Origin of the sequence: Vibrio sp. Isolate30, assembly GCF_022397975.1 — a bacterium.
In the GTDB taxonomy this organism is placed as follows: domain Bacteria; phylum Pseudomonadota; class Gammaproteobacteria; order Enterobacterales; family Vibrionaceae; genus Vibrio; species Vibrio fortis.
On sequence record NZ_JAKEUS010000005.1, the window covers coordinates 111810 to 138372 of the forward strand.

A 26563-nucleotide genomic window follows, 5' to 3' on the forward strand; every position below is an offset into this window, starting at 1 on the left:
AATCTGCTATTTTGTTAGTTCGAAAGATCCCCGACTCGCTCGTCCCTCACTCTCGAGGATGACGCTATCGAAACCTTATTATTTTCACATACAAAAAGAGCCGCCTAAGCGACTCTTTATATTCTATTTGTCAGTTTTATGAAACTAAGCTGTAGTGCTTGAGAGCAAGGTGGTGGCACGGAGCTTACGACTGTAAGTGAGTACCACCAACGCAGCTATCATGCGCTACAGCGACGATTCATTAAACTTACGCAATTTTACCGTGACACTGCTTGTACTTCTTGCCACTACCACATGGGCAAGGCTCGTTACGGCCAACTTTACGCTCGTCGCGCACCACTGGCTGATGCCCCTCTTCTGACTCTTCGCCATCAGATAGTTGGTTTTCAGCTGAAGCGTGTTGAGCTTGTGCACGGCGTGCAGCTTCTTCTGCTTGAGCTTGACGCTGCGCTTCCATCTTCTCTACTTCTTCTTGTTGTTGAACTCGAACTTTCGAAAGGATAGTAATCACGTCTGACTTAAGCACTTCTAATAAGCCTTCAAACAGTTCAAACGACTCGCGCTTGTACTCTTGTTTCGGGTTCTTCTGTGCGTAACCACGTAGATGGATACCTTGACGCAGATGATCCATTGCCGCCAAATGCTCTTTCCACAAACCATCAAGAGTTTGTAGCATCACAGATTTCTCGAAGTTACGTAGCACTTGTGCACCAACCACTTCTTCTTTCTGTTTGTAAACATCAACAGCCATGCCTAGGATACGTTCACGTAGGGCTTCTTCGTAAAGCTTGTCGTCTTCGTCCAACCAACCTTGAATATCAAAGTCTAGATCGAAGTCGTTCTTCAGGCGATCTTGAAGACCTGAAATGTCCCACATGTCTTCTAGTGATTGTGGCGGAATGTATTCATCAATAACCGATGTAAACACGTCTTCACGGTTGTGTTCGATCATCTCGCTGATGTCTTCAGAGCTCATTAGCTCATCACGCAGTTCGTAAACCACTTTACGCTGATCGTTTGCTACGTCATCGTATTCTAGAAGCTGTTTACGGATATCGAAGTTGCGACCTTCAACTTTACGTTGTGCTTTTTCGATAGAGCGAGATAGCATCTTAGATTCAATTGCTTCACCCTCTTCCATACCACTCTGGATAAGACCAGCCATACGGTCAGATGTGAAGATACGCAGTAGCGAGTCTTCCATTGATAAGTAGAAACGAGAAGAACCTGCATCACCTTGACGACCAGAACGACCACGTAGCTGGTTATCGATACGGCGAGATTCATGACGCTCAGTACCGATGATGTGTAGACCACCAGATTCTAGTACTTTGTCGTGAACCACTTTCCAATCTGCTTTGATCTTGTCGATCTGCTCTTGAGTTGGATTTTGTAGTTTTTCAACTTCAGCTTGCCAGCTACCACCTAGCACGATATCGGTACCACGACCGGCCATGTTCGTTGCAATAGTAACCGCACCTGGCGTACCTGCTTGAGCTACGATTTCCGCTTCTTTTTCGTGGAATTTCGCGTTCAGTACGTTGTGCTTAATTTTTGCTTTTTTCAGTGCGTTCGACAGTAGTTCAGACTTCTCGATAGAAACTGTACCAACCAGCGATGGCTGACCTGCTGCTACGCGCTCTTTGATGTCTTCAATGATTGCGTTGAACTTGTCCGCTTCTGTACGATAAACCACATCTGGCATATCGTTACGAACCATCGGCTTGTTAGTTGGGATAACAACGGTTTCAAGGCCGTAGATAGACTGGAATTCGAATGCTTCTGTATCGGCAGTACCTGTCATACCTGACAGTTTTTCGTATAGACGGAAGAAGTTCTGGAAAGTGATCGAAGCCAGTGTTTGGTTTTCGTTCTGAATCTTAACGCCTTCTTTCGCTTCAACCGCTTGGTGCAGACCTTCTGACCAACGACGACCTGGCATAGTACGACCAGTGTGTTCATCAACGATAACCACTTCGCCTTCTTCAGTTACGATGTAGTCAACGTTCTTCTCGAACAATACGTGTGCACGAAGTGCAGCATTAACGTGGTGCAGTAGGCTGATATTCGTTGGAGAGTAAAGCGTGTCGCCCTCTTCCATCAAACCATTTTTCACCATCAACTCTTCTACAAATTCTTGACCATTTTCAGTCAGGTGAACCTGTTTAGACTTCTCGTCCATGGTGTAGTGACCTTCACCACGGTACTCTTCTGAATCTTCTTTATCTTGAAGCTCTAGGTGAGGAATCAGAGTGTTGATTCGGGTGTATAGGTCTGAGCTATCTTCAGCTGGGCCAGAGATAATTAGAGGGGTACGAGCTTCATCGATTAAGATTGAGTCCACCTCATCGACAACAGCGAAAAAGCGTTCGCGTTGCACACGATCTTCCGCACGGAAAGCCATGTTGTCACGTAGGTAATCAAAACCGAATTCGTTGTTTGTTCCGTATAGGATATCCGCTTGGTAAGCTGCTTTTTTCTCAGGTGGAGCCATGTTTGGTACGTTAACACCAACAGTCATACCTAAGAATTCAAATAGGGGGCGGTTTGTCTCAGCATCACGCTTAGCTAGGTAATCGTTCACGGTAACAACGTGAACACCCTTGCTTGGAAGTGCGTTTAAGTAAGCAGGTAGAGTCGCTGTCAGTGTTTTACCTTCACCAGTACGCATCTCTGCGATTTGACCAGCGTTAAGAACCATACCACCAATCAGCTGTACATCGAAGTGACGCATGCCGTAAACACGCTTCGATGCTTCACGTACTGTCGCGAAGGCTTCTGGTAGAAGTTGGTCTAGTGTTTCACCTTTATCTAAGCGCTCACGGAACTCAACCGTTTTTGCTTTTAGCTCTTCATCAGACAGAGCCTCAAACGTTGGTTCGTAGTTATTAATTTCTTTTACAATCTTTCTAAGGCGGCGCAGTGTTCTGTCATTGCGACTGCCAATTACCTTTGTCAGCAGCTTAGTAATCATGTGCTTGGAATCTCTTCGTTCTCAGATCGTCCGCGATCTATTTTAAATGCCGTCAGTCTCTACCAGTTGTGAACTAGTCTTAGTTACGAACCAAGGATACTGAGATAAATCTAGTACCTCTGATATTGTGTTGGAGAGTAGAGTTTTCAAGGCTTGAGTTAAAATTATTGGCATCTAGTGTAAGTAATTTTCACCTCAACGACCATTTATGAGGTCATTTGTTTGATGTGGTTTGAACTTTTATTACCAATTGCCGATGGAATAAACAACCTCAAGGCAAGTCGAGCGAGTATTCCAATGCTTTATCGCACTTTAGCTTTATTACAGATACAAAAAAACCAGGCGTATTGCCTGGTTTTTAAAATCTTTGATTGCAGTTTTACGCCAGAACCATTCCTGGCTCTGCAAATGCAACTGGAGAACCTGCTTCTTCTTCGAAGGTTGCCCACTCCCAAGCTTCTGCATCAGCAAGAACTGCACGTAGAAGTTGGTTATTAAGGCCGTGACCTGATTTGTATGCACGGAACTCACCAATGATAGCGTGTCCACACATGTAAAGGTCACCAATCGCATCCAGCACTTTGTGAGTAACAAATTCATTATCAAAACGAAGACCTTCTTCGTTAAGAATACGGTACTCATCAAGCACGATAGCGTTATCAAAACTACCACCTAGAACTAGGTTCTGAGATTGTAGGTATTCGATGTCACGCATAAAACCAAAGGTACGAGCGCGAGAAATCTCTTTAACAAAACCTTGTGAAGAGAAGTCAAACAGAAGGCGCTGCTCATCTGCTTCAATCGCTGGGTGGTTGAAGTCGATCTCGAAGTCCATACGGAAGCCGTTAAATGGTACAAATTCTGCCCATTTATCACCGTCTTCAAAACGTACTGGCTTTTTGATACGAATAAAACGCTTCGCTGCATTTTGAGTTTCCACACCGGCTTGTTGCAGTAGATATACAAACGGGCTTGCGCTACCGTCCATAATTGGAATCTCAGGAGCATCTACTTCAACAATGATGTTGTCGATGCCCATACCTGCTAATGCTGCATTCAAGTGCTCAACTGTTGAGATACGCACGCCTGCATCGTTTACAAGCGCTGTACACAACATAGTGTCACGAACTGATGCTGGATCAGCTGGAAAATCTACAGGAGGGCTTACATCTGTACGACGATATACAATGCCTGTATTTGCAGCTGCCGGGCGAAGAGTAAGTGTGACTTTACGACCGGAGTGGAGGCCCACACCAGTTGTTTTCACAATTTCTTTCAGAGTACGTTGTCTGATCATCTGCCTGCCTCTTATCAGTGCTACAAATCACGGCCAGTATTTACCGACCGCAAATTTTACCACTAAATTGACTATAGTCAAATATTGGTTGTTTGTTAATCAGCCTGACGTCGTAAGAATGCTGGAATATCTAAGTACCCACTCTCTTTCTCTGGCTTAGGTGCTGCACTTTGGCTAGCGCCTGTACCTGAAGAAACAGGTGACGTTGTTGGCTGTGGTTTCACTTGAGGTTTAACCTCAGTTTTTTCTTGCAATGGCTGTGCCACTTTCTCTTCCACTTTTGGTGCCGCTTGCGGCGCTACTTGTGGTTGAGGAGTTGGTGCAACCTTAGCTTTACCACCAGCAACTAGTGTAATGTCTGGCTTTCTCTCTGTACCGATACCTGTTGCAACAACAGTTACACGGATTTCGTCCGTCATATCTGGGTCTAGAGAAGTACCAATCACGACTGTTGCGTTATCAGAAGCAAATGCCTTAACTGTGTTACCTACGGTTTCGAACTCGTCTAGACGCATGTCTAGGCCAGCTGTGATGTTAACAAGCACACCACGCGCACCCGCTAGGTCGATGTCTTCTAGTAATGGGCTAGAAATTGCCGTTTCCGCCGCTTCCTCTGCACGGTCTTCGCCTTTCGCGATGCCGCTACCCATCATTGCATGACCCATTTCCGACATTACAGTGCGTACGTCCGCAAAGTCGACGTTAATCATACCAGGGCGAGTAATTAGCTCAGCAATACCTTGAACCGCGTTCTTTAGAACATCGTTCGCGCTTGCGAATGCTTCTAGTAGTGTTACACCACGACCAAGTACTTTAAGTAGCTTCTCATTTGGAATCGTAATCAGTGAATCCACATGTTTAGATAGCTCTTCAATACCTTGCTCAGCAAACGCTAAACGCTTTTTACCTTCGAAGCTAAATGGTTTAGTTACAACAGCGACTGTTAGTACGCCCAGCTCTTTTGCTACTTCAGCAATCACCGGAGCAGCACCAGTACCTGTACCACCACCCATACCAGCTGCGATAAATACCATATCGGCGCCAGTCAGAACTTCTTTAATTCTTTCTCGGTCTTCGAGAGCTGCATCACGGCCAACTTGTGGGTTTGCACCAGCGCCTAGACCCTTAGTGATGTCACCACCAATTTGGATCACGCTGCTCACGCTCGTTTTGCGAAGTGCTTGAGCATCAGTGTTTACGCTAATGAACTCAACACCTTCAATTGACTCACGTACCATGTGCTCAACAGCGTTACCGCCACCGCCACCAACTCCAACGACTTTAATTACTGCATCGTCAGACATTTCCATCATCGGTTCAAACATGTGTTATCTCCGTTTTTCCTGCAACTCAGGTTAAAACTCTTTTTGTATCCAATTACGCAATTTACCAAATAAACCTGTCATCGAAGGTGCGCTACGCTTTGGTTCGCTGTAATCACCTTCATCGCTTATTTGGCAGTCTCTTGCGTAATGAAGTAAACCAACCGCCGTAGAATGATACGGCTCTTTAACATAATCGGTTAAGCCACTAACTTCTAACGGCTTACCCACTCGAACTTGATTGCGGAAAACACGTTCCGCACACTCTACTAATCCTTCAATCTGTGCAGCACCACCGGTCAAAACCACCCCGGCAGCAAGATGATGTTTAATACCTTCATCTCTTAACTGTAGTTGAACAGTATCAATAGTTTGGTTAACAAGCCCCATTAATTCTGTGTAACGTGGTTCAATCACCTCTGAGAGTGTTTGTCTTTGCAAACTACGAGATGGTCGACCACCCACACTTGGGACGTTAACTGAGTCATCCTTGCTTACGAGTTCACTCAGAGCGCAACCATGATTTACTTTGATCTCTTCGGCATCACTCACTGGTGTACCGAATGCGAAGGCAATGTCACTGGTTACCGCATTTCCTGCATAGGAAAAGACTTCTGTGTGTCGTAGGGCACCACCGGTCCAAATGGAAATATCCATCGTCCCTGCACCAATATCGACCACACATACTCCAAGCTCTCTCTCGTCTTCAGTGATTACCGCATTACTTGAGGCAAGCCCTGAAAACACGATCTGCTCTACAGTAAGACCACATCGTTCAACAGCTTTAATAATGTTTCTCGCCATATCACTGTGGCAAGAAATCAGGTGAACGCTCACTTCCATTCGAACCCCAGATAGACCAAGCGGGTTCTTAATGCCCTCTTGATAATCGATGGTAAATTCTTGTGGAATCACGTGCAGAATTCTCTGCTCATCACCTATTTTAATTGATTTCGCGGTATGGATTGCTCGGTCCATATCGTCTTGTGACACTTCCTCGTCTGAGATTGTGCCCATGCCTTTTTCAATTCGGCTTGCGATGTGCTTACCCGATAGTGAGATAAATACATTGCTGATTTGGCATTCAGCCATCAGTTCCGCTTGATCAATGGCACGCTGAACCGATTTCACTACCGACTCTAGGTCGTTAACACCGCCTTTATCCATACCTCTGGATGGGCTCTGCCCAGATCCAATGATATTGATTTGACCATCAGGCAGTACCTCACCTACTAGAGCTGATATGGTTGCAGTGCCTATATCAAGACCAACAATTATGTTGTCATCTGCGGCCTTAGTCATCTGTACTCTCTTCTAACTCTTGCTTTGGAAACCAACCTACAGCGGCTCCCGTATCATACCTGAGGTCGATGTAGCTCACTCGATTCGCTTTATCACCTAACTCGTTATAAAGCGAAATAAAGCGCTCAACACGCTCGTCTAAAGAATCTTTTCCTAGCTCTAGGCGAATGCCGTTGTCTAGGATGATTTGCCACGCTCTGCGTTCATTCAGAACCAATGAAGTGACACTCAATCCCACACTATTAATAAGCGGGGTGATCTGACGCCATTTGGCGATCACTTCTTGACTCGAATCTTGAGGGCCATAGAGTTTAACTCTGTCACCTTCAAGTTGGCCTATATCTCCATTAAACACATCGCCGTTTTCGTTTAGCAGCATGTTGCCGTTCCAAATCGCGGCAGCTTGGTGCTCAGTCAAAAAAACTTTAATCGTGTCAGGCCATTGCTTACGAATAGAGACAACAGATACCCAAGGAAGTGCCTCTAAACTGTCTTGTAACACATCAATGTCTTGTGACATGAAGGTTCCAATGTGTTCAAGCTGGCTAAAAGCATGCTGAACATCACTGGCGGAGACATATGTTAAGTCGCCTTGAAGTACAATTTTAGAGAGGGGCAATCGCTGATCGTCCCACATCCAACTCAGAGTGGTATAGAAAAGAAACCCAATGAAAAGCACTACCAAAATCAGAAAAGAACCACCAAGGGCGTGTTTCTTTAGTGATGGTAAGCTGAATAGGTGGCGGTTTTCGCTGAAAGTACTTTCTACCAAAACCCGCAGTCCCTGTCGTTGGTTCGCAATTCTATTCCCTATCTTTTCGTAATAGAGGTAAAAGCACTTACTTTAACCTATGAATTATACTGAGCAAAATCAAACTATCAAACGTTGATAATCAGATTTTTGGTTAAATTTGGGTCAAGCGCAAGAAGTGAGCGCTCGACCACAGTATGTGAGAACTTATTCTATTAAGCGCTCTGCATTTTATTAATGTCTAACTGCAGCGCTTCTAACTGTTTCGCTACGCGGCCAACATCGCCCGCACCTTGCGTTAACACTAAATCACCGCCTTGAATAACATTGGCTAATGTCGAAGGAAGTGCAGTAATGTCTGGCACGAAAATAGGGTCAATTTTACCACGCCCGCGAATCGTTCGGCTTAGAGCACGACCATCAGCACCAGCAATTGGTTTCTCACCCGCTGAGTACACATCAAGCAAGATTAAAACATCAACCTGCTCAAGTACGTTAGCAAAGTCATCGAACAGATCGCGCGTGCGGCTATAACGGTGCGGTTGGAATATCATCACTAGACGCTTATCTTCCCAACCACTGCGTGCAGCTTGAATTGTCACGTCCACCTCTGTTGGGTGATGACCGTAATCATCCACCAACATCGCGACACCTTTACCCGTTTCGTACTCACCTAAATGATCAAAACGGCGACCAGTACCTTGAGTACCCGCCATCGCTTTTAAGATCGCTTCATCACTGATGTCATCTTCTGTTGCCACGGCAATTGCAGCCGATGCATTCAATGCGTTGTGACGACCCGGGATGTTCAGCGTGATATCGAGGTTAGCTTTGCCTTCACGTACCACAGTGAATTTGCCTTGTTGGCCTTCTTGGCGATAGTTCTCGATGCGCACATCGGCATCTTCAGAGAAGCCATATGTGATCACTTGGCGGCTAACTTGAGGAATCAGCTCACGCACGACTGGATCATCAACACACATCACAGCCTGACCGTAGAACGGTAGGTTATGTAGGAAATCAATAAAGGTCTGTTTAAGGGTCTCGAAATCACCACCGTAAGTATCCATGTGGTCGGCTTCGATGTTGGTCACAATGCTGACCATAGGTTGCAGGTGCAAGAATGAAGCGTCGCTCTCATCAGCCTCTGCAATCAAAATACGACTAGAACCTAATCGCGCATTCGTGCCTGCGCTCTTCACCAAGCCGCCGTTAACGAACGTTGGATCAAGACCTGCTTCAGAGTAAATCTGTGTAACCAGTGCCGTTGTGGTTGTTTTGCCGTGCGTACCTGCCACAGCAATACCGTGGCGGAAGCGCATTAGCTCTGCGAGCATTTCAGCGCGGCGAACAATAGGTGTGCGCGCTTCACGAGCAGCAACAATTTCTGGGTTCTCTTCGTTAATCGCAGTTGAAACCACAACTACGCTTGCATTGGCAACATTGCTTTCTTGATGGCCAATGTAGACTGTTGCGCCCTTGCTAACCAAACGCTCTGTTACTGGGTTTTGAGCAATGTCAGAACCTGTAATCTGATAGCCTTCATTTAGCAAGACTTCAGCAATCCCGCTCATACCTGCTCCACCAATACCGATGAAGTGGATAGATTTCACTCGGCGCATCTCTGGCACCATTGCTCGGATCTGCGCTAAGTCTTGCGTATGTTCAATCGTCATCAAATTTATCTCGTTATTTTGCTAAAGCTTGAATGGCTTTAGCGACGGTCACATCAGCGTCCAGCTTAGCTGCTTGGCGTGCCTTTGTTGCCATCGTTTTTAATTCATTTCTATCTAGCTGAGCAATGGTGTTTGCCAGCTTTTCTGCCGTCAACTCTGGCTGTTCAATCATCAACGCAGCACCGCAATCAACCAAGTGATCGGCATTCAGAGCCTGTTGGCGATCTTTATGCATAAAAGGCACGAAGATCGAGCCCACACCTGCCGCAGAGACTTCTGACACTGTTAGCGCACCTGAACGACACACTAATAGATCTGCCCATGCGTAAGCTTGCGCTACATCATCAATAAATTCAGTCACTTGAACATTGCTCACAGAATGAGAATTATACTGTTCAATAACTTGCTGCTGATTGTTCTTGCCTGCTTGGTGCATCACGGTGAAGCCTTCACCAAGCTGACCCATTGCTACAGGCAGTGTATCGTTGAGGATCTTAGCGCCTTGGCTACCGCCCATCACAAGGATACGAATATCGCCTTTGCGTTCCGCCATACGCTCACTTGGCTCTGGCAGAGCAACGACATCTTCACGTACTGGGTTGCCAACCACGTCTGCCGTCGGGAATGCTCCCGGAAACGCTTGAAATACCTTTTTTGCGATCTTAGACAGCCATTGGTTAGTCAAACCCGCTACTGCATTCTGCTCATGCAGCACCACAGGAATGCCTGATAACCAAGCCGCGATGCCACCCGGACCACTCACGTAGCCGCCCATACCCAGCACCACATCTGGCTGCCATGCCTTAATGTGTTGCTTTGCTTGAAGTATGGCATTAATAATTTGGAAAGGCGCTTTAATTAACTTAGCAATACCTTGCCCGCGCAGCCCTTTCACCTTAATGAAATCAATCTCAATACCGTGCTTCGGTACCAGATCCGCTTCCATACGATCAGCTGTACCTAGCCAGCGAATTTCCCACCCTTGTTGTTGAAGCTTTTTCGCCACAGCCAAACCAGGGAAGACGTGACCGCCGGTACCACCTGCCATCACTAATAATCTTTTGTTCTTTTTCATGCTGTTACTATTCATTCAATTCGTTTTGATGCTCAGCATCTTGTTGTTCTATTAGGCGACATTCATGGTCAATCCGCAGCAACATAGACACAGCGACTGACATGATGATCAAACTGGAGCCACCGTAACTGATCAGTGGCAGCGTCAGACCTTTAGTCGGCACGATTCCCGATGCAGCACCAACGTTAACCAGAGTTTGGAACGCAAACCAGATACCGATACCAAAAGCGAGATACCCGCTAAACACCTGATCGTTTTCAAAGGCTTTCTTGCCAATAAAAATAGCTTTGAGAACCAGACTGAAGATCAACATCAATACCAAGGTCACGCCTACAAAACCGAGCTCTTCTGCCAGTACAGCAAATACAAAGTCGGTGTGAGCCTCTGGCAGGTATTCTAGTTTCTGAATCGAGTTACCTAAACCTTGCCCCATCCAATCACCACGGCCAAATGCCATGAGAGATTGTGTTAACTGGTAACCACTACCGAACGGGTCATTCCACGGTTCCCAGAATGAGGTGACACGCCTGACACGATAAGGCTCTATCACAATCAAACCGACGACAGCGGCAATACCCGCGACCATCAAGGCAATAAACTGTGACAGCTTGGCACCGGCAATAAACAGCATACCAAACAGAGTGACCAGCATTACAACGACGGTACCGAGATCGGGTTGACCAAGTAATAAAACAGCGAAAGCGCCAAACACCATGATGGGTTTTGCAAAACCACCGAAGAAGGTTTTTCTCACTTCGTCTTGTTTACGAACCAAGTAACCAGCCATAAAGATAAACAGCGACAGTTTAGCCACCTCGGCAGGCTGGAGGTTGAATAGCCCCAAAGGGATCCAGCGGGATGCACCGTTAACCGACTTACCCACAGCCAGTACGACTATGAGTAAGAAAAAGGATAAGCCCAGTAAGTACATACTGTATTGAAACCAACGCTTCATCGGGATTTGCAATATCACGCTGGATACACCCAATGCGAGCAACAAGAACACCGCATGACGAAACATGAAGTGAAAAGGCTGATCGGTTAAGCGGGCACTGATTGGGAACGAAGCGGACGTTACCATCACCAACCCAGTAAGCATAAGACCCAGAGCGATCCAAACCAATTGACGATCGTAAAGCGCCTCTGGCGTCGAGCGGTTAAGCCATTGCCAAATTGAGTGGTTGAGCTGTCTCACTTTCTGCACTGGGTACCAGTCCTTTAACGATTAAGCGTACTGTTGAGCAAGTTCGGTAAATACATCACCCCTTGCCATGAAATTACTAAACTGATCGAAGCTTGCACACGCAGGAGACAGCATCACCATATCCCCAGCCACCAGTTGTGATGAGATGGTTTCGATAATCTGCTGCATAGTGTCAAACTTTTGTGCCGATGAATGAAGCGGCATAAACTGATCTGCATCTTCGCCAAAACAGCACAATTGGATACGAGCAACACTGTTAAGTACAGGTGCCAGCTCACTAAAGTCAGCCCCTTTACCAACACCACCAACAAGTAGATAAAGAGTTCCTTCACACTCTAGGCCAGACAAAGCCGCTAAAGTGCTGGCAACGTTGGTTGCTTTAGAATCGTTCACCCACTTCACGTCGCGCTTATCTGCGACGACTTGGCAACGATGCGTCAGGCCATTATATGCTTTCAATGCATCAAGACTGTTTGTGTAGTCGATGTTGGCTAGCTTAAGCAGAGCTAGAGAAACTAAGGCATTCGATACATTGTGGCGACCAACCAAAGTAAGCTCTTGGCTGCGGATGATTGGCGCACCATGATCAATGAGCCACTCCTCACCATCAATCACATCAACACCGAACTCTTGGTTATCAAAGCCAAAGGTCACGACTTGTTGTGGTTCATCCGGATAGGTTTCGCGATCATCACGGTTTATGAGTGCATACTGAGCATGTTTGAAGATTCGACGCTTGGCATCGCGATAATCCGCCATCCCTTGATAGCGATCCATATGATCTTCAGATAGGTTTAAGAACGCTGCAGCGGCCAATTTAAGGCTCGATGTCGTCTCTAATTGGAAGCTCGATAGCTCTAAGACATAGAAATCAGCATCTTGTTCAAGTAGATCCAGCGCCGGTACACCAATGTTGCCACCAACGCCCACCTTAAGACCAGCAGCTTTGGCAAGGACACCCGTAAGATCTGTTACAGTGCTCTTGCCGTTAGAGCCCGTGATTGCCACGACAGGTTTCTCAACCGCCCAAGCAAACAGCTCAATATCGCCAACAACAGCACCGCCGCGCGCTAACACCGTCTGAATCTCAGGTGTTGCTAATGCGATGCCTGGGTTTGCCACAACAAGGTCAGCTTGTGCTAACCACTCGTTTTGCCAGCCACCAGCGTGCAGAGCAACATCATCCGGCAGTGACTCATTACCCGGTGGATTATCACGAGTGTCGATCACTCTCACTGTGCAGTGAGGCTGATATTTTGCAAGATGTTTAACGACAGAGAGCCCGGTAATACCGAGCCCTACAACCACTACATTTTGAATATTTTGCCAAGGTTCCATTTAAACAAGACGCTCTTAATGTGGATAAAGCCCCGTATTAACGAGGCTTACAGTGGAATTAACGAACTTTCAATGTCGCTAGACCAATCAAAACAAGAACCATTGAGATGATCCAAAAGCGCACGATAACGCGCGGCTCTGGCCAGCCTTTAAGCTCGTAGTGGTGGTGAATTGGCGCCATGCGGAAAATACGCTGACCACGCAGTTTGTAAGAGCCTACCTGTAAGATTACTGATAGCGTCTCCATAACAAACACACCACCCATGATAACCAGTACCAGCTCTTGGCGAACCAATACCGCGATCGTACCCAGAGCACCACCGAGTGCTAGAGAGCCCACATCGCCCATGAATACTTGTGCTGGGTAAGTGTTAAACCATAGAAAACCAAGACCAGCTCCGACAATCGCTGTACATACAACAACAAGTTCAGAGGTGAACGGGATATATGGAATATGCAGATATTCAGCAAAGTTAACGTTACCCGTTGCCCATGCAATAACCGCAAAGCCAGCTGCCACCATGACTGTTGGCATGATTGCTAGGCCATCTAGGCCATCTGTTAGGTTAACCGCATTACTGGTACCCACGATAACAAAGTACGTTAACACAATGTAGAGCAAGCCAAGCTGTGGCATCACATCTTTGAAGAAAGGTACAACAAGCTGAGTCGCTGCTGTGTCTTGACCGTGCGCATACAGTGCAAATGCCACAACCAACGCAATTGCTGACTGCCAAAAGTACTTCCAGCGAGCAATCAGGCCATCGGTGTTCTTGCGTACAACTTTACGATAGTCATCAACAAAACCGACCGCACCATAGCCACCTAATACTGCCATCACAGCCCATACATAAGGGTTAGAGAGATCAGCCCACAACAGAACAGTAATAATGATCGCAGCAAGGATCATCACACCACCCATGGTTGGTGTACCACGCTTGCTAAAGTGAGATTCAGGGCCGTCATTACGAACCACTTGACCAATTTGCAGCAGTTGCAGACGCTCAATAAGGCGAGGTCCCATCCATAGTGACAAGCATAGAGCCGTTAAAATACTCGCGATTGCTCGAAACGACAGGTATTCAAACAAGCGAAAAAACGAAAAGTGTGGCTGTAGCAGCTCTGCAAGCCAAATAATCATGAAAAGTTCTCCTTTAAAGCAGCGGCAATTTTACTCATTCCTGCACTGTTTGCGCCTTTAACTAACAGTGTGTGCGACGCATTATTTGGCAAGCTTAACTGCTGCTCTATATGTGCGATCATCGCTTGATGCGTGGCGAAGTGAATGCCGTTGCAGACCTCACTGATCACCTTTGTATCATCACCGTAAGTGAGTACATGCTCAAAAGCGAATGGGGCAGCATATTCACCGACTTGACGGTGAAGTGCAAGGCTTTCATCACCTAATTCAGCCATATTGCCTAAAATCAGCCAACGCTGCCCTTTAAAGCTAGATAACAGTTTTGCCGCAGCCTTCATCGCAGGTACGCTGGCGTTATAGCTGTCATCAATTAGCTTAATTTGTTCACTCAGTTGTTGAACCTCAACACGGCCCTTTACTGAGTTTAAGTTTTTCAATCCTGTTTGGATGTCGCTCAGGCTTGCACCAAACTGAATGCTTAATGCGGCGGCAGAAAGTGCATTTGCCACATTGTGTTGGCCGATAATACCCAGCTCAACAGCAATATCACCTTGCGGTGTGTGCATCATGAAACAGGCTTCGCCTTGCTCATTAAGCTCAACGTTGTCGGCAAAGTAATCAGCTTGAGGGTTAACGTCCGAGAAAGTCAGCACGGACTTATCCGCCAAGACCTCTTCCCAATACTCGCCACCATTACTCTCTAAATTGACGATCGCCGTATCACCCGCAGCGAGGCCTTGGTAGATTTCACCTTTGGCTTGCTTCACACCATCCATCGAGCCAAAGCCTTCGAGGTGTGCTGCAGCAACGTTGTTCACCACGGCCACTTTAGGCTTAACCAACTGCGTTGTGTAAGCAATTTCACCGATGTGGTTAGCACCAAGCTCAATCACAGCGAAGTCATCACTTGGCTCACTGCGCAGTAATGTCAGCGGTACCCCAATGTCATTATTGAAGTTACCTGCAGTAAATAAAACCTTACCGCGTTGTTGTAGGATGCTTGCCACCATCTCTTTGACGGTGGTTTTGCCACAACTGCCAGTAATCGCCATCGTTGGCACTTCACATTGTGCATGAATCCATGCACTCAGCTGACCCAAAGCAAGTTTAGTATCCTCAACAACGACTTGAGTAATATTTAGGTCAAGTTTTCGTTCGACTAATAGCGCGCTCGCTTGTGCTTCTACTGCTTGATGACAAAAATCGTGCGCATCAAATCGCTCACCGACCAGAGCGACAAACAACGCCCCACTTTGAACGGTACGCGTATCTGTAGATACAGTACGAATCATGGAGGCCTTTCCAGCTCCCGCTGATTCAATTAGCTCACCATTAACGGCCTGACTGACCTGTTCTAGTGATACATCAATCATTGTGAATACCTAATAATTGCAGTGCGGACTCTCGATCAGAATAGTGCACAGTTTTATCTTTTAATACTTGGTAATCCTCATGGCCTTTGCCAGCCAGTAGGATAATGTCATTGTTGCCAGCTTGCTCTAGTGCAAACTTCACCGCTTGATAACGGTCGTGCTCAACGTAGGCAGCCTGAGGCTTTTTGAGACCCACTAGCATGTCTTTAACGATTTCAGCCGGATCTTCGCTGCGAGGGTTATCATCAGAGATAATAATCTTGTCGGCGAATTGTTCCGCCGTCTCGGCCATCATTGGACGCTTGCCTTTATCTCGATCGCCACCGCAGCCAAAAATCGCCCATAAGTTTCCTGAGCAGTGTACGCGCAATGCTGCTAATGCTTTTTCAAGTGCATCAGGCGTATGTGCATAATCGACCACAACCTTAGCTTTTTGGGGCGCTTGGAATAACTCCATGCGGCCAATTACAGGTTGTAATCTTGGCGCGCTCTCAACCAGTTGTTGTTTATTAATACCCAAAGCAAGCAGTGTCGCGAACGCCACTAACACATTTGAGGCATTAAATTGACCAATCAGTGGTACCTGCAGTGAACCCGTGCCCCACACACCATCGAAATCCATGCGGATGCCAGTTTCGGCATAAGCCACGTCTGAGGCCCACACTGCGTTGGCGCGATCAGTCATAGGATTTAGCGACACTGCAACTGCATCGGGTAATTCAGATAACCACGCCAACCCCACTGGATCATCGGCATTAATGATGGCGTGCTGACAGTGATGTTTGGTAAACAGACTCTGCTTGGCTAACGCGTACTCTTCCATCGTGCCATGGTAGTCAAGGTGGTCTCGACTAAGGTTGGTAAACACACCCGCGGCAAACTTAAGGGCTTTAACACGCCCCTGAACCAGACCATGAGATGAAATTTCCATTGCGGTATACGCTGCACCTTGAGTTGCCAATTCACTCAACGTACGTTGAATCTCTATCGCGCTACCCGTTGTATTTTTTGCGGCTTGCAGGTCGTCAAGAAAGCCATTACCTGTCGTGCCCATAACACCAGAACGATGACCAACTAATTCAAGCCATTGAGCGATGAGCTGAGTAATCGTGGTTTTGCCATTGGTGCCTGTCACGCCAATCAGCTGAGTAGTGTCAGACTGATAAACACGACCAGCCAGAGCAGAGAGCTCTTGATTCAGATCTTGGACATAAGCGATAGCGACGCCATTACGTAACTCAACACTGCCATGAACATGCTCTTCGCACGCTTGAGCAATGACCGCGCTGGCACCTAACTCGATGGCTTTATCGATAAAACGGCGTCCATCAACGGCATGGCCAATAACAGCAACGAAAATGTCTCCCGAACTTACAGCTCGGCTATCTAACTCTAAGTGCGTGACTTCCACTTCCGCCAACTCGGCGCAGTCAAATGCCCCCCAAGGGCTCAGTAAGCTAGATAGTGTTAGGCTATTACTCATATCGAATCCTGATTCGCTCTATTCTTGAAACTTGTTTTCGTCAGCAGGCACGTTAAGGATTTGCAACGCACCTTTCATGATTTCCGAAAATACGGGTGCAGCTACTGAACCGCCGTAGTAGAGATCGCCCTGAGGTTCATTCACCACTACAACCAGTGAGACTCGAGGATCGCTCACGGGTGCTACGCCTGCGGTGATCGCAATATATTCATCACTATAACCACCCGCTTCGGCTTTACGTGAAGTACCCGTTTTAGCCGCTACACGATAACCGGGTACTGCCGCTCGGGTGGCGGTACCGCCTTTCTGGGTTACGCCCTCAAGCATCTCTAAAACAAGCTGTGCGTTATCTCTATCAATGATCTGCTTAGAAAAATCTTGCTCATTGTTTTCAATAATATGGATTGGCTCATACACACCTTTGTTTGCCAGTGTTGCGTAAGCGTGAGCCAATTGAATAGGAGTGACGGATAGGCCGTAACCAAAAGAAAGGGTGGCGATTTCAAACTTTGACCAACGGCGTCGATTCGGGAAGATACCTGTTGTTTCACCAACCAGATTCAAGCCGGACATCTCACCTAGACCCACTGAACTATAAAGCCCTAACAAGGCCTCCAGCGGCATATCCAGAGCGAGCTTCGCCACACCGATGTTACTCGACTTTTTAAGGATCATCGCTAGGTCAGCCTTGCCGACTTTGGAGGTATCACGAACGCGACTACCACCGATTTGCATGATGCCATTCCCGGTATTGATCACCGTGTCGGGTGTCGCTGCGCCATTTTCTAGGGCAGCGAGTACCACAAATGGCTTAACGGTAGAGCCGGGCTCCATTGCGTCCGTTAGTACACGGTTACGCATCTTAAAACTTTGCAGGTCGGCACGGTTGTTTGGGTTATAAGATGGCGCATTCACCATCGCCAATACCGCACCGGTTTTAACATCAAGCAGAATCGCCGAGCCCGAGGTGGCACGGTGATCGGCGACAGCCTGTTTGATTTCACGGTAGGCAATCGCTTGTAAACGTTGGTCTATGGTCAAGGTGAGCGGCTTACCTTGCTCACGCTCTTCTAGCGCAATGTTCTCTACCACGCGACCATAGCGGTCTTTACGAATGGTACGCTTACCCGCCTCGCCGGTTAACCATTGATCGTAACTGCGTTCAACGCCTTCTAAACCATGGCCATCAATACCCGTTACACCGATAAGGTGTGCGCTGATTTCACCCGCAGGATAGTAGCGACGAGATTCCGCTTTAAGGCCAACGCCCACCAACTTAAGGTCGCGAATATACTTCGCCATTGCTGGGCTAACTTGCCTCTGAAGGTAGATAAAACGACGCGTTTTATTGGCTGAGATCTTGTCGATCATCGACTGACGCTCTAGCCCTAATACATCAGCCAAAGCATACCAACGGTCAATCTGTGCTAAACCATCTTTATCAAAAATAGTTTTGGGGTCAGCCCATACCGCTTCAACTGGGACACTGACTGCCAAAGGTTCATTGTTTCTATCGGAAATAATGCCGCGTGCGGAAGGGATCTCTTTGACACGAACCGAACGCAAGTCACCTTGGCGAATCAGGTTATCGGGTTCAATGATTTGAATGTAGGCAACACGAGAGACAAGTGCTGCAAATGCCAGGAAGACAAACGCAATAACTAAATTAAAGCGCCATTTGATCAAGATAGGATCTGAGTCCTTTCCATTCACTGCGTTTGCTTTGCCAGAAGTTGCTTTAGATGAGCTTGCTTCGGCTTTCTTCGCAGATGCTTTTTCCTTTTTAGCGGTCATTTCAGTGAGATCACAACTTCTTTGTCTGAATCTGGGCGCTTCATATCAAGCTCTTTAATTGCAGAAGCTTGTACTCGGCTGTGTTCGGCAAGCGCAGTCTCTTCGAGCATGAGGTTTCGCCACTCGTCATCAAGCTGCTCACGCGCCACCAAAGCCATATCTTTCTGAGTAATGGCTTGGCGGGACATGTGTGTAGTAAGAACGACCCCCATCGCACTCGCGAAGATAGCAATGAGCAACAACAGTGGGACACGACCCACTGATATTAGATCAAAGAAGATAATCTTAGCTAAGTTTGGCTTGGCGGTCTTCATCTCTTACAGCTTTTCTGCAATGCGTAATACTGAGCTACGAGAACGAGTGTTTTCATCAACCTCATGTTTAGAAGGTTTGATCGCTTTACCAACGGGCTTCAGATCAGCACTGCCTAGCGCCTTGATCTGCTCTTCTGTCAGTGGCAAACCATGAGGAACCTGTGGGCCTTGGCTCTCTTTACGGATAAAACGTTTCACCATGCGGTCTTCGAGTGAGTGGAAACTGATAACAGACAGACGACCTTGTGGAGCAAGAATGCTTGCTGCGCCTTTCAGTGCAGTATCAATCTCTTCCAGTTCACTGTTGATATAGATACGAAAAGCTTGGAATGCGCGAGTGGCTGGGTGCTTTTTCTCTTTGAAGCTCTTTGGTGCAACATCCGAGATAAGCTTGGCTAACTGACCCGTGCGAGTTAGTGGCTCGTTCTCTTCATTTTCACGGTAAGCCACGATGCCTTTAGCGATGCGGCGCGCGTGCTTATCTTCACCAAACTCGCGGATAACCCAAGTGATGTCATCTAGGTCAGCATCCATCAACCACTGAGAAACTGGAATACCTGATGTTGGATCCATACGCATATCCAACGGGCCATCTTTCATGAAGCTGAAACCGCGCTCTGCGTCATCCAGTTGCGGAGAAGACACGCCTAAATCGAGAAGCACGCCATCAACTTGGCCTACTAAGTCGTAACGCTCTGCGTATTCAGCCATGCCAGAGAATGGACCATGGATGATAGTAAAACGAGGATCATCAATTTTTTGAGCTTCAGCGATCGCTTGTGGATCGCGGTCGATACTAAATAGTCGTCCATTCTCGCCCAATTTAGACAGGATTGTACGGCTGTGACCACCACGGCCAAAAGTACCGTCAATGTAGGTACCATCAGGTTTGATCGCCAGTCCGTCAATTGATTCGTTAAGCAATACTGAAATATGTTTGAACGCTTCTGTCATAGTCTTCTCAGTGAGTGGATTAAGCCTTTAGTTCGGCTACAAATGATTCTGTTAACGTTTTAGTGTACTGATTTCGCACGTTATCTCCACTACATTGTGTGTAGCGAGTTGGGATTTTTAACCCAAGTCTTTACAAGAAAAGTGGATTTTAAGGAAATCTAAATAATTTACGTCAATATAAAGCAAAAAACCCATCACTACTGTTAAGTAATGATGGGTTCTTGGAATAGGTGGAGTCGACATATAAGCCGGGTTCTGTTCCGCTTGCGCGGTAGTAGCCATTCGTCTAGGCCAGCAATCGCTCACTGGCTCAAGCAACCTACCCGCCTCCTTACGCGAGCAACGCAATGTGGAGGCCTATTTGGTCTTGCTCCGGGTGGAGTTTACCCTGCAACGGACTATTGCTAGCCGTCCGGTGCGCTCTTACCGCACCCTTTCACCCTTACCTGTGCCCTAGGGCCATCGGCGGTCTTCTCTCTGCTGCACTTGTCGTGGGCTTGCGCCCCCCAGGCGTTACCTGGCACCCTGCTCTATGGAGCCCGGACTTTCCTCCCCTTTGTCAGTCTCCCGAAGGACGTCAACGCCAGTCTCCCAAAGGACTTCAGCGTCAGTCTCCCGAAGGACATCAACAAAGCAGCGACTACCCAGTCAACTCCGAGGGCGGATTGTATAGAGATTAAAGAGAAGTGTCTAGCGAGATCACAAATATGATGCAATCGAGGTGTTAACTGGTGGGGAATTGAACGATAGAGCAGATATGAGTGACGAGAGTAGAGATTCGAAGAGATACAAAGAAAGATGCGGGTAGCGGGATGCGAGATTCGAGATGAGAAAAGAACGAAGAGCGGATCAGAGATACAGATAAAAAGATGGTTGGGTTTCTTGTTTATCTGTATCTGAATACATCAACTAAAGAAGCATTAGTTGTCTAGATGCTCTAGACCCCACTTGTACAGCGCGTTCTTCTTCAGATTGTAGATCTCTGCAGCCATCGCAGCAGCTTTCTTAAGTGGCAACTCTTTGGTTAGAATCGCCAATGTACGCGTTGCTTCGTCAGGTAAGTCGGTTGTTGCCTCTTCACGGTGGCCGTGAATCAATAGCACCATTTCACCACGTTTGCGGTTAGCATCCTCTTCAATCCACTCAATCAGCTCACCCAATGGCATGCCTTGAATGGTTTCGAAGGTCTTAGTCAGCTCACGCGCCAGTACGACTTCACGTTCAGGGCCCAAGATATCTAGCATATCCTGCAGAGAGTCTGAGATGCGGTGTGGTGACTCGTAAAAAATACACGTACGTTCCGCTTTTGCGATCTCTAGGAACTTATCTTTACGACCTTTACTCTTAGGAGGTAAGAAGCCTTCAAAACTGAAGCGGTCTGACGGCAAGCCTGATGCACTTAACGCAGTGATGACAGCACATGCACCAGGAAGTGGTACAACTCTCACACCAGCCTGACGACATTGTGATACAAGATGGTAACCTGGATCACTGATTAAAGGGGTTCCAGCATCTGAGACTAATGCGATAGACTGACCCTCTAATAATTTTTCTACTAGAACTTGCGCCTTAGTTTGCTCATTATGGTCATGTAAGGCGAACGTTCTGGTGGATATATTGAAGTGAGCAAGCAGCTTACCCGTGTGACGTGTGTCTTCCGCTGCAATAACATCGACGCTTGATAATACTTCGATTGCTCTTTGAGTGATGTCTCCCAAATTTCCGATAGGAGTCGGCACAATATAGAGAGTTGGGCTCTCTGTGAGCAAGGTTTTGTTATCTGTCATTTGTTTACCATCACTTCAACGATTAATATAGATACAAATTTATACGGAATTAAAAAGAACTCATGGCAACAATGAACCATAAGAGACTCAGTGTACCACGCTTACTAACTCCAATTGCATTAGCAATTTCATTGGCGGCTTGTTCTTCTGCGCCACAAGCCCCGACGCGTGTTGATATTACACTTGATCCAACACAATCGACAGAAAGTTATATGATGCAAGCCGACAGCAGCCAAGGTAGTCTGCAAAATGATTGGCTGATCATGGCGCTTAAGTCGTCGGTGCAAGCAGGCAAAACCGATCAAGCGACTCTGCTGATCAAACGCTTAGCGAAGCAGCCACTTACTGAAACTCAGCAAGCTGAGTGGCAATTGGCACGTGCACAACTGCTGTTCAACAATCAGCAGACTGAGCAAGCGTATCAACAACTGAACTTCCAGCCTTGGTGGAAGCTGCCAAATGAGCAGTGGAAAGACTACCACACCCTACGTGCTGATATTCTTGAGGTATTGAATCAATATTTCGAAGCGAGCCGTGAGCTGACCAAGCTTGAAGAATTTGATGACAACCAAGACCAACAGTTGATCGCAGATCGCATCTGGCAAAACCTGAGCAGCTATTCTCAATATGAGGTGCTTGCTCTTAAAACGGCTCCAGACGAAGACGTCTTGGCAGGCTGGCTACAACTGTCTATCTATTTGAAAACTTTGAATGGCAATCTACCTGAGCTACAAAGCACACTGCAAGATTGGTTGGCTGAAAACCCATATCACCCAGCCGCGAAATACACGCCGCAGGCGATCACAGACATTCTTAGTTTAGAAATCAGCAAGCCAACCAGCACAGCGCTGTTACTGCCTTTAACCGGTAAGTACAGCAAACAAGCGCAGTTGGTACGCGATGGCTTTATCTTTGCAATGATGAACGACAAAGAGCGTGAACAAGATGCAACACTAACGGTCTTGGATACCAACACGCAAAGCGCTGAAGAGATCAAACAGACGCTGGTTGATAACAAAGTCGACTTTATCGTTGGTCCATTGATCAAGAGTAACATCACCAAGTTACAAGAAGCTCAAAAAGGCCATGACGATGCCATTCCAGCACTGGCACTGAACATTCCAGATCAGTTAGAAGCGGATACTAAGCTTTGCTACCTTGCACTATCACCAGAGCAAGAAGTAGCGCAAGCCGCAAAGCATCTGTTTACGCAAGGCTATAAATACCCATTAATCTTGGCACCTAAGGGCCGATTAGGCGATCGTGTGCAAGAAGCCTTTAAAGAAGAGTGGTCGAAATACAGCAGCAATGATGTGGCGACCTCTTTCTTCTCTGACAAACGCCAACTTCAGCGCAATGTAAACCAGATCTTTGGCCTCCAAGAGAGCCAGCAACGCATTGCTCAGATGGACAATCTGATCGACTTGCCATTAGAGACAGAGCCACGCAGCCGTCGTGACGTTGATGCGGTATATATCGTTGCTAAAAACTCTGAGTTAACGCTGATCAAACCTTTCATTGAGGTCGCCATTAACCCAGACGCGAAGCAGCCTGCGTTGTTCTCTAACTCTCGTAGCAACAGTGGCGACAAACAGTATGAAGACCTAACCGGGGTTTTCTACAGTGATATTCCACTGCTTGTAGAGAGCAAGGGTGAGCTAAATAAACAACTAAATGAGCTATGGCCTTCGCACTCTAATGGTCAAAAGCGTCTACAAGCATTAGGTATGGATGCATACTACTTAATGGACGCACTGCCACAGATGAAAGCCGTTGAAGGACATAGTATTTCTGGTGAAACAGGCGTACTAACCATCGACAATAACTGTGTGGTACAACGCCAAATCAGTTGGGCTGAGCATGGGGCTATTTAGCCGAACCAAGCTGATACAAAAACTGAACGCCCACAGACAAGTGGGCGATAAATACGAACGCGTGGCCAAAGAGCACCTCGAAGGCCACGGACTCTCTTTAATAGAGCAAAACTTCGTAGCAAAATGTGGTGAAATTGATCTTATAATGCACCACAACCAGACAATTGTGTTTGTTGAGGTCAAATACCGAAAACAGACACGTTATGGGCATGCAGCAGAAATGGTCACCGCCAGTAAGGCGAAAAAACTGATCAACACCGCCAATCTATGGCTGATGAAGCAAGGCATGTCGGTACACTCGACTAACTTCCGGTTTGATGTTGTGGCTATTGAAGGGCCAAGCGAACAGATCAACTGGATAGAAAATGCAATTACCCAAGGATAAACATGCTAGATAGCATCAAAGAAAGTTTTACAGAAAGTATTCAAATTCAAATTGCAGCAGCAGAAGCTCTGCCAGATGCTATTACCCATGCTGCGCAAGCCATGGTCGCAACCTTGCTTAATGGTAATAAGATTTTATGTTGTGGTAACGGTGGCTCTGCTTCAAACGCACAACAGTTTGTCTCTTGCTTGCTTAACCGCTTTGAAACCGAGCGCCCTAGCCTTCCTGCAATGGCGCTAACCGCCGACAACACTACACTAACGGCGGTTGCGAACGACTACCACTACGAAGAGATCTTCTCTAAACAGGTACGCGCTTTTGGTCAAACAGGCGATATCCTTTTAGCCATTTCTACCAGCGGTAACAGCAAAAACATCATCAAAGCGATGGAAGCTGCGGTAACTCGTGATATGACCATCATCGCTTTTACTGGTAAAGATGGTGGTGAAATGGCTGGCCTTCTAGGTGAGCACGATGTAGAGATTCGCATCCCATCACACCGCACCGCTCGTATCCATGAAGTTCATATGGTCACGCTGCATTGCCTATGTGATCTGATTGACCAAGTTCTATTCCCAGCTCATGAGGAGTAACATGAAGTTTTCTATTGTTAAGTTGCTCAGCGTTTCACTGCTGACACTGTCATTATCAGGTTGTGCTGGGCTGTTCATTGCAGGCGCTGCAACGACAGCTAACCTAGTGACTGACACCCGTACCACCAAAGAGATTTGGAACGACAATAACATTGAGTTCGAAGTCGCTGCTATTACCAACAAAGCACCTTACCGAGGTAACGTTCGAGTAACGGCTAGCTCTTACCGTGGCACCGTGGTTTTGATGGGCCAAGCATCAACTGACGCAGAGCGTCGCTCATTTGAAAGTGAAGCCAGAAAAGTGGCTGGTGTGAACAATGTTCATAACCAAGTACGCGTCAAAGCACCTTTAAGCGTAAGCGAGATAAGTAAAGACAGCTGGATCACGACAAAAGTGAAATCAGCGCTATTGGCAAATGCTGAACTAAACGGCATCAAGGTTAAAGTGATTACCGAAGATAGCGAGGTATTCCTGCTTGGCCTTGTGACTCGTGAGCATGCCGATATTGCAACCGATGTCGCTCGTAACATCTCAGGAGTGAAGCAAGTTATTCGAGCATTTGAATATGGTGACGAAGCCACAGTGAAAGCTGAAGCAGCGGCGGAAACTGAAGCAGAAACTGTCGTTAACTAGTCATCCTAGCGGCAACGTTCAGCTAAAAAGTTGAGTTATAAAAAAAGCAGCGAATCATCGCTGCTTTTTTAATGTCGTTTGGTTACTTGATAACACGAAGGCTCGGGCGACCTTTAGTTGGGCGTGGAGGTTCAGGCTCAGGGTCTGAATCTTCTGCATCAACTTCAACTTCCGCCGTAGCAACACTTAATGAAGGACCTTTTTCCGGAGCCTCAAATGACCCCTCTTCAATACCTTCCTCAAGCACGTCCATGTAAGCCTCTTCAGGCTCAAACATAGTACCGGCACCATTCTCACGCGCGTAGATCGCTTGAACAGCATAAAGTGGCACGATCACTGAGTGTGGACGTCCACTAAAGCGTGCACTGAATGTTACCGCTTCATTGCCAAGTTCAAGATTACCGACAGCACGAGGAGCAATATTCAAGATGATTTGACCATCTTGAATAAACTCTTCTGGTACACGAACACCCGGTAGTGTTGCTTCAACAACTAGGTGTGGTGTGAGTTCGTTATCAACCAGCCAATCATAAAATGCGCGTAGCATATATGGACGGCGTGGCGTCATCGTTGAAATATCCATAACGATTAACGAGCCAGACGCATCTCGCGCTCAGCTTCTGTTAGAGAAGCTAGGAATGAATCACGCTCGAATACACGGTTCATGTAAACTTTCAGTTCTTTAGAACCTGGGCCAATTAGCTCGATACCTAGCTCAGGAAGACGCCATAGTAGCGGAGCAAGGTAACAATCGATTAGGCTGAATTCTTCGCTCATGAAGTATTCGTACTCTGCGAAGATAGGAGCTAGAGTCAGTAGGTCATTGCGCAGTTTAGTACGTGCCGCTTCAGATTCTTCTGCGTTGCCTTTTACAATCTTCTCAGCAACTGAGTACCAGTTGCGTTCAATACGGTACATCATTAGACGGCTGTTACCACGAGCAACAGGGTAAACAGGCATCAATGGTGGATGAGGGAAACGCTCATCAAGGTATTCCATGATGATTTTTGAGTCGTATAGAGCCAACTCGCGATCAACTAGAGTGGGTACTGATTTGTACGGGTTCAGTTCAACAAGCTCTGCTGGAAGATTATTTTCATCAACCAACTCAACTTCAACACTTACGCCTTTTTCAGCAAGAACAATGCGCACCTGATGGCTATACATATCAGAAGCACTTGAGAAAAGAGTCATCACAGAACGTTTATTGGCAGCTACAGCCATGGAGCCCTCCAGTACACTTTAAATAAAAACAATGGAGGCCTAAGCCTCCATTGTACATTAACATAATT

The 26563-nt window shown here is 46.9% G+C and carries 22 protein-coding genes and 1 other RNA gene; 4 read left to right on the top strand and 19 right to left on the bottom strand.

Annotated elements, in window-relative coordinates; all coding sequences use genetic code 11:
- Window positions 1–247 precede the first annotated feature (247 nt).
- The 17 genes from secA to rsmI form a co-directional block, all read right to left on the bottom strand.
- The gene (gene secA, locus L1D60_RS14020) at window positions 248–2974 is read right to left on the bottom strand and encodes a preprotein translocase subunit SecA (protein ID WP_239841588.1); all 2727 of its coding nucleotides are present in this window, start codon (window positions 2972–2974) and stop codon (window positions 248–250) included.
- 379 nt (window positions 2975–3353) lie between these two features.
- The gene (gene lpxC / locus L1D60_RS14025) at window positions 3354–4271 is read right to left on the bottom strand and encodes a UDP-3-O-acyl-N-acetylglucosamine deacetylase (protein WP_239841589.1); all 918 of its coding nucleotides are present in this window, start codon (window positions 4269–4271) and stop codon (window positions 3354–3356) included.
- Between the two features lie 95 nt (window positions 4272–4366).
- Complete coding sequence (gene ftsZ / locus L1D60_RS14030; RefSeq protein WP_239841590.1) at window positions 4367–5596, bottom strand: cell division protein FtsZ; 1230 nt, start codon at window positions 5594–5596, stop codon at window positions 4367–4369.
- A gap of 30 nt (window positions 5597–5626) precedes the next feature.
- Window positions 5627–6895: a cell division protein FtsA gene (ftsA, locus tag L1D60_RS14035; protein ID WP_239841591.1), complete on the bottom strand. Its 1269-nt coding sequence runs from the start codon at window positions 6893–6895 to the stop codon at window positions 5627–5629.
- Window positions 6888–7667, bottom strand: a complete 780-nt coding sequence (locus L1D60_RS14040; RefSeq protein WP_239841592.1) for a cell division protein FtsQ/DivIB — start codon at window positions 7665–7667, stop codon at window positions 6888–6890. Before L1D60_RS14040 ends, ftsA begins: the two co-directional genes overlap by 8 nt.
- 194 nt (window positions 7668–7861) lie before the next feature.
- Window positions 7862–9322, bottom strand: a complete 1461-nt coding sequence (murC, locus tag L1D60_RS14045) for a UDP-N-acetylmuramate--L-alanine ligase (protein WP_239841593.1) — start codon at window positions 9320–9322, stop codon at window positions 7862–7864.
- A 13-nt stretch (window positions 9323–9335) separates the two neighbouring features.
- Window positions 9336–10397: an undecaprenyldiphospho-muramoylpentapeptide beta-N-acetylglucosaminyltransferase gene (gene murG, locus L1D60_RS14050; RefSeq protein ID WP_239841594.1), complete on the bottom strand. Its 1062-nt coding sequence runs from the start codon at window positions 10395–10397 to the stop codon at window positions 9336–9338.
- A gap of 7 nt (window positions 10398–10404) precedes the next feature.
- Window positions 10405–11601, bottom strand: coding sequence for a cell division protein FtsW (gene ftsW, locus L1D60_RS14055; RefSeq protein WP_239841595.1), 1197 nt, complete (start codon window positions 11599–11601; stop codon window positions 10405–10407).
- 21 nt (window positions 11602–11622) lie between these two features.
- On the bottom strand, window positions 11623–12939 hold the full coding sequence (gene murD, locus L1D60_RS14060; RefSeq protein ID WP_239841596.1) for a UDP-N-acetylmuramoyl-L-alanine--D-glutamate ligase: 1317 nt from the start codon (window positions 12937–12939) through the stop codon (window positions 11623–11625).
- Window positions 12940–12997: 58 nt separating this feature from the next.
- Window positions 12998–14080 (bottom strand): phospho-N-acetylmuramoyl-pentapeptide-transferase, encoded by a 1083-nt coding sequence (mraY, locus tag L1D60_RS14065; protein WP_239841597.1) that lies wholly within the window; start codon window positions 14078–14080, stop codon window positions 12998–13000.
- On the bottom strand, window positions 14077–15453 hold the full coding sequence (murF, locus tag L1D60_RS14070) for a UDP-N-acetylmuramoyl-tripeptide--D-alanyl-D-alanine ligase (RefSeq protein ID WP_239841598.1): 1377 nt from the start codon (window positions 15451–15453) through the stop codon (window positions 14077–14079). Before murF ends, mraY begins: the two co-directional genes overlap by 4 nt.
- Complete coding sequence (gene murE, locus L1D60_RS14075) at window positions 15446–16936, bottom strand: UDP-N-acetylmuramoyl-L-alanyl-D-glutamate--2,6-diaminopimelate ligase (protein ID WP_239841599.1); 1491 nt, start codon at window positions 16934–16936, stop codon at window positions 15446–15448. The genes murF and murE overlap by 8 nt, the downstream gene beginning before the upstream one ends.
- A gap of 18 nt (window positions 16937–16954) precedes the next feature.
- Window positions 16955–18730: a penicillin-binding transpeptidase domain-containing protein gene (locus tag L1D60_RS14080; protein WP_239841600.1), complete on the bottom strand. Its 1776-nt coding sequence runs from the start codon at window positions 18728–18730 to the stop codon at window positions 16955–16957.
- On the bottom strand, window positions 18727–19044 hold the full coding sequence (ftsL, locus tag L1D60_RS14085) for a cell division protein FtsL (RefSeq protein ID WP_239841601.1): 318 nt from the start codon (window positions 19042–19044) through the stop codon (window positions 18727–18729). The genes L1D60_RS14080 and ftsL overlap by 4 nt, the downstream gene beginning before the upstream one ends.
- 3 nt (window positions 19045–19047) lie before the next feature.
- Window positions 19048–19998, bottom strand: a complete 951-nt coding sequence (gene rsmH, locus L1D60_RS14090) for a 16S rRNA (cytosine(1402)-N(4))-methyltransferase RsmH (protein ID WP_239841602.1) — start codon at window positions 19996–19998, stop codon at window positions 19048–19050.
- Window positions 19999–20226: 228 nt separating this feature from the next.
- Window positions 20227–20654: RNase P RNA component class A (rnpB, locus tag L1D60_RS14095), an RNA gene on the bottom strand.
- A 264-nt stretch (window positions 20655–20918) separates the two neighbouring features.
- Window positions 20919–21785 (bottom strand): 16S rRNA (cytidine(1402)-2'-O)-methyltransferase, encoded by an 867-nt coding sequence (rsmI, locus tag L1D60_RS14100; protein ID WP_150895845.1) that lies wholly within the window; start codon window positions 21783–21785, stop codon window positions 20919–20921.
- Window positions 21786–21847: 62 nt separating this feature from the next.
- Between rsmI and L1D60_RS14105 the strand changes: the two genes are divergently transcribed.
- From L1D60_RS14105 to L1D60_RS14120, 4 genes are read left to right on the top strand one after another with little or no spacing between them, the layout of a single operon-like run.
- A complete protein-coding gene (locus L1D60_RS14105; protein WP_239841603.1) occupies window positions 21848–23659 on the top strand; it encodes a penicillin-binding protein activator in 1812 nt (603 codons plus the stop codon).
- Complete coding sequence (locus L1D60_RS14110) at window positions 23646–24044, top strand: YraN family protein (protein WP_239841604.1); 399 nt, start codon at window positions 23646–23648, stop codon at window positions 24042–24044. Before L1D60_RS14105 ends, L1D60_RS14110 begins: the two co-directional genes overlap by 14 nt.
- A gap of 2 nt (window positions 24045–24046) precedes the next feature.
- Window positions 24047–24637 carry a phosphoheptose isomerase gene (locus tag L1D60_RS14115; protein ID WP_004729817.1) on the top strand — a complete coding sequence of 197 codons (591 nt, stop codon included), beginning with the start codon at window positions 24047–24049 and terminating at the stop codon, window positions 24635–24637.
- Between the two features lies 1 nt (window position 24638).
- Entirely contained in the window at window positions 24639–25271 is a 633-nt protein-coding gene (locus tag L1D60_RS14120) for a BON domain-containing protein (protein WP_239841605.1), read from the top strand.
- 82 nt (window positions 25272–25353) lie between these two features.
- Here the strand turns inward: L1D60_RS14120 and sspB are convergent, their stop codons facing one another.
- Both sspB and sspA read right to left on the bottom strand, forming a co-directional pair.
- A complete protein-coding gene (gene sspB / locus L1D60_RS14125; RefSeq protein ID WP_275665692.1) occupies window positions 25354–25854 on the bottom strand; it encodes a ClpXP protease specificity-enhancing factor in 501 nt (166 codons plus the stop codon).
- A gap of 5 nt (window positions 25855–25859) precedes the next feature.
- A complete protein-coding gene (gene sspA, locus L1D60_RS14130) occupies window positions 25860–26495 on the bottom strand; it encodes a stringent starvation protein SspA (RefSeq protein WP_032553106.1) in 636 nt (211 codons plus the stop codon).
- Window positions 26496–26563 lie beyond the last annotated feature (68 nt).

Coding starts and splice junctions, on each gene's coding strand:
- secA (WP_239841588.1), bottom strand. CDS start 2,974: ATGATTACTAAGCTGCTGACAAAGGTAATTGGCAGTCGCAATGACAGA.
- lpxC (WP_239841589.1), bottom strand. CDS start 4,271: ATGATCAGACAACGTACTCTGAAAGAAATTGTGAAAACAACTGGTGTG.
- ftsZ (WP_239841590.1), bottom strand. CDS start 5,596: ATGTTTGAACCGATGATGGAAATGTCTGACGATGCAGTAATTAAAGTC.
- ftsA (WP_239841591.1), bottom strand. CDS start 6,895: ATGACTAAGGCCGCAGATGACAACATAATTGTTGGTCTTGATATAGGC.
- murC (WP_239841593.1), bottom strand. CDS start 9,322: ATGACGATTGAACATACGCAAGACTTAGCGCAGATCCGAGCAATGGTG.
- murG (WP_239841594.1), bottom strand. CDS start 10,397: ATGAAAAAGAACAAAAGATTATTAGTGATGGCAGGTGGTACCGGCGGT.
- murD (WP_239841596.1), bottom strand. CDS start 12,939: ATGGAACCTTGGCAAAATATTCAAAATGTAGTGGTTGTAGGGCTCGGT.
- mraY (WP_239841597.1), bottom strand. CDS start 14,080: ATGATTATTTGGCTTGCAGAGCTGCTACAGCCACACTTTTCGTTTTTT.
- murF (WP_239841598.1), bottom strand. CDS start 15,453: ATGATTGATGTATCACTAGAACAGGTCAGTCAGGCCGTTAATGGTGAG.
- murE (WP_239841599.1), bottom strand. CDS start 16,936: ATGAGTAATAGCCTAACACTATCTAGCTTACTGAGCCCTTGGGGGGCA.
- L1D60_RS14080 (WP_239841600.1), bottom strand. CDS start 18,730: ATGACCGCTAAAAAGGAAAAAGCATCTGCGAAGAAAGCCGAAGCAAGC.
- ftsL (WP_239841601.1), bottom strand. CDS start 19,044: ATGAAGACCGCCAAGCCAAACTTAGCTAAGATTATCTTCTTTGATCTA.
- rsmH (WP_239841602.1), bottom strand. CDS start 19,998: ATGACAGAAGCGTTCAAACATATTTCAGTATTGCTTAACGAATCAATT.
- rsmI (WP_150895845.1), bottom strand. CDS start 21,785: ATGACAGATAACAAAACCTTGCTCACAGAGAGCCCAACTCTCTATATT.
- L1D60_RS14105 (WP_239841603.1), top strand. CDS start 21,848: ATGGCAACAATGAACCATAAGAGACTCAGTGTACCACGCTTACTAACT.
- L1D60_RS14110 (WP_239841604.1), top strand. CDS start 23,646: ATGGGGCTATTTAGCCGAACCAAGCTGATACAAAAACTGAACGCCCAC.
- L1D60_RS14115 (WP_004729817.1), top strand. CDS start 24,047: ATGCTAGATAGCATCAAAGAAAGTTTTACAGAAAGTATTCAAATTCAA.
- L1D60_RS14120 (WP_239841605.1), top strand. CDS start 24,639: ATGAAGTTTTCTATTGTTAAGTTGCTCAGCGTTTCACTGCTGACACTG.
- sspB (WP_275665692.1), bottom strand. CDS start 25,854: ATGGATATTTCAACGATGACGCCACGCCGTCCATATATGCTACGCGCA.
- sspA (WP_032553106.1), bottom strand. CDS start 26,495: ATGGCTGTAGCTGCCAATAAACGTTCTGTGATGACTCTTTTCTCAAGT.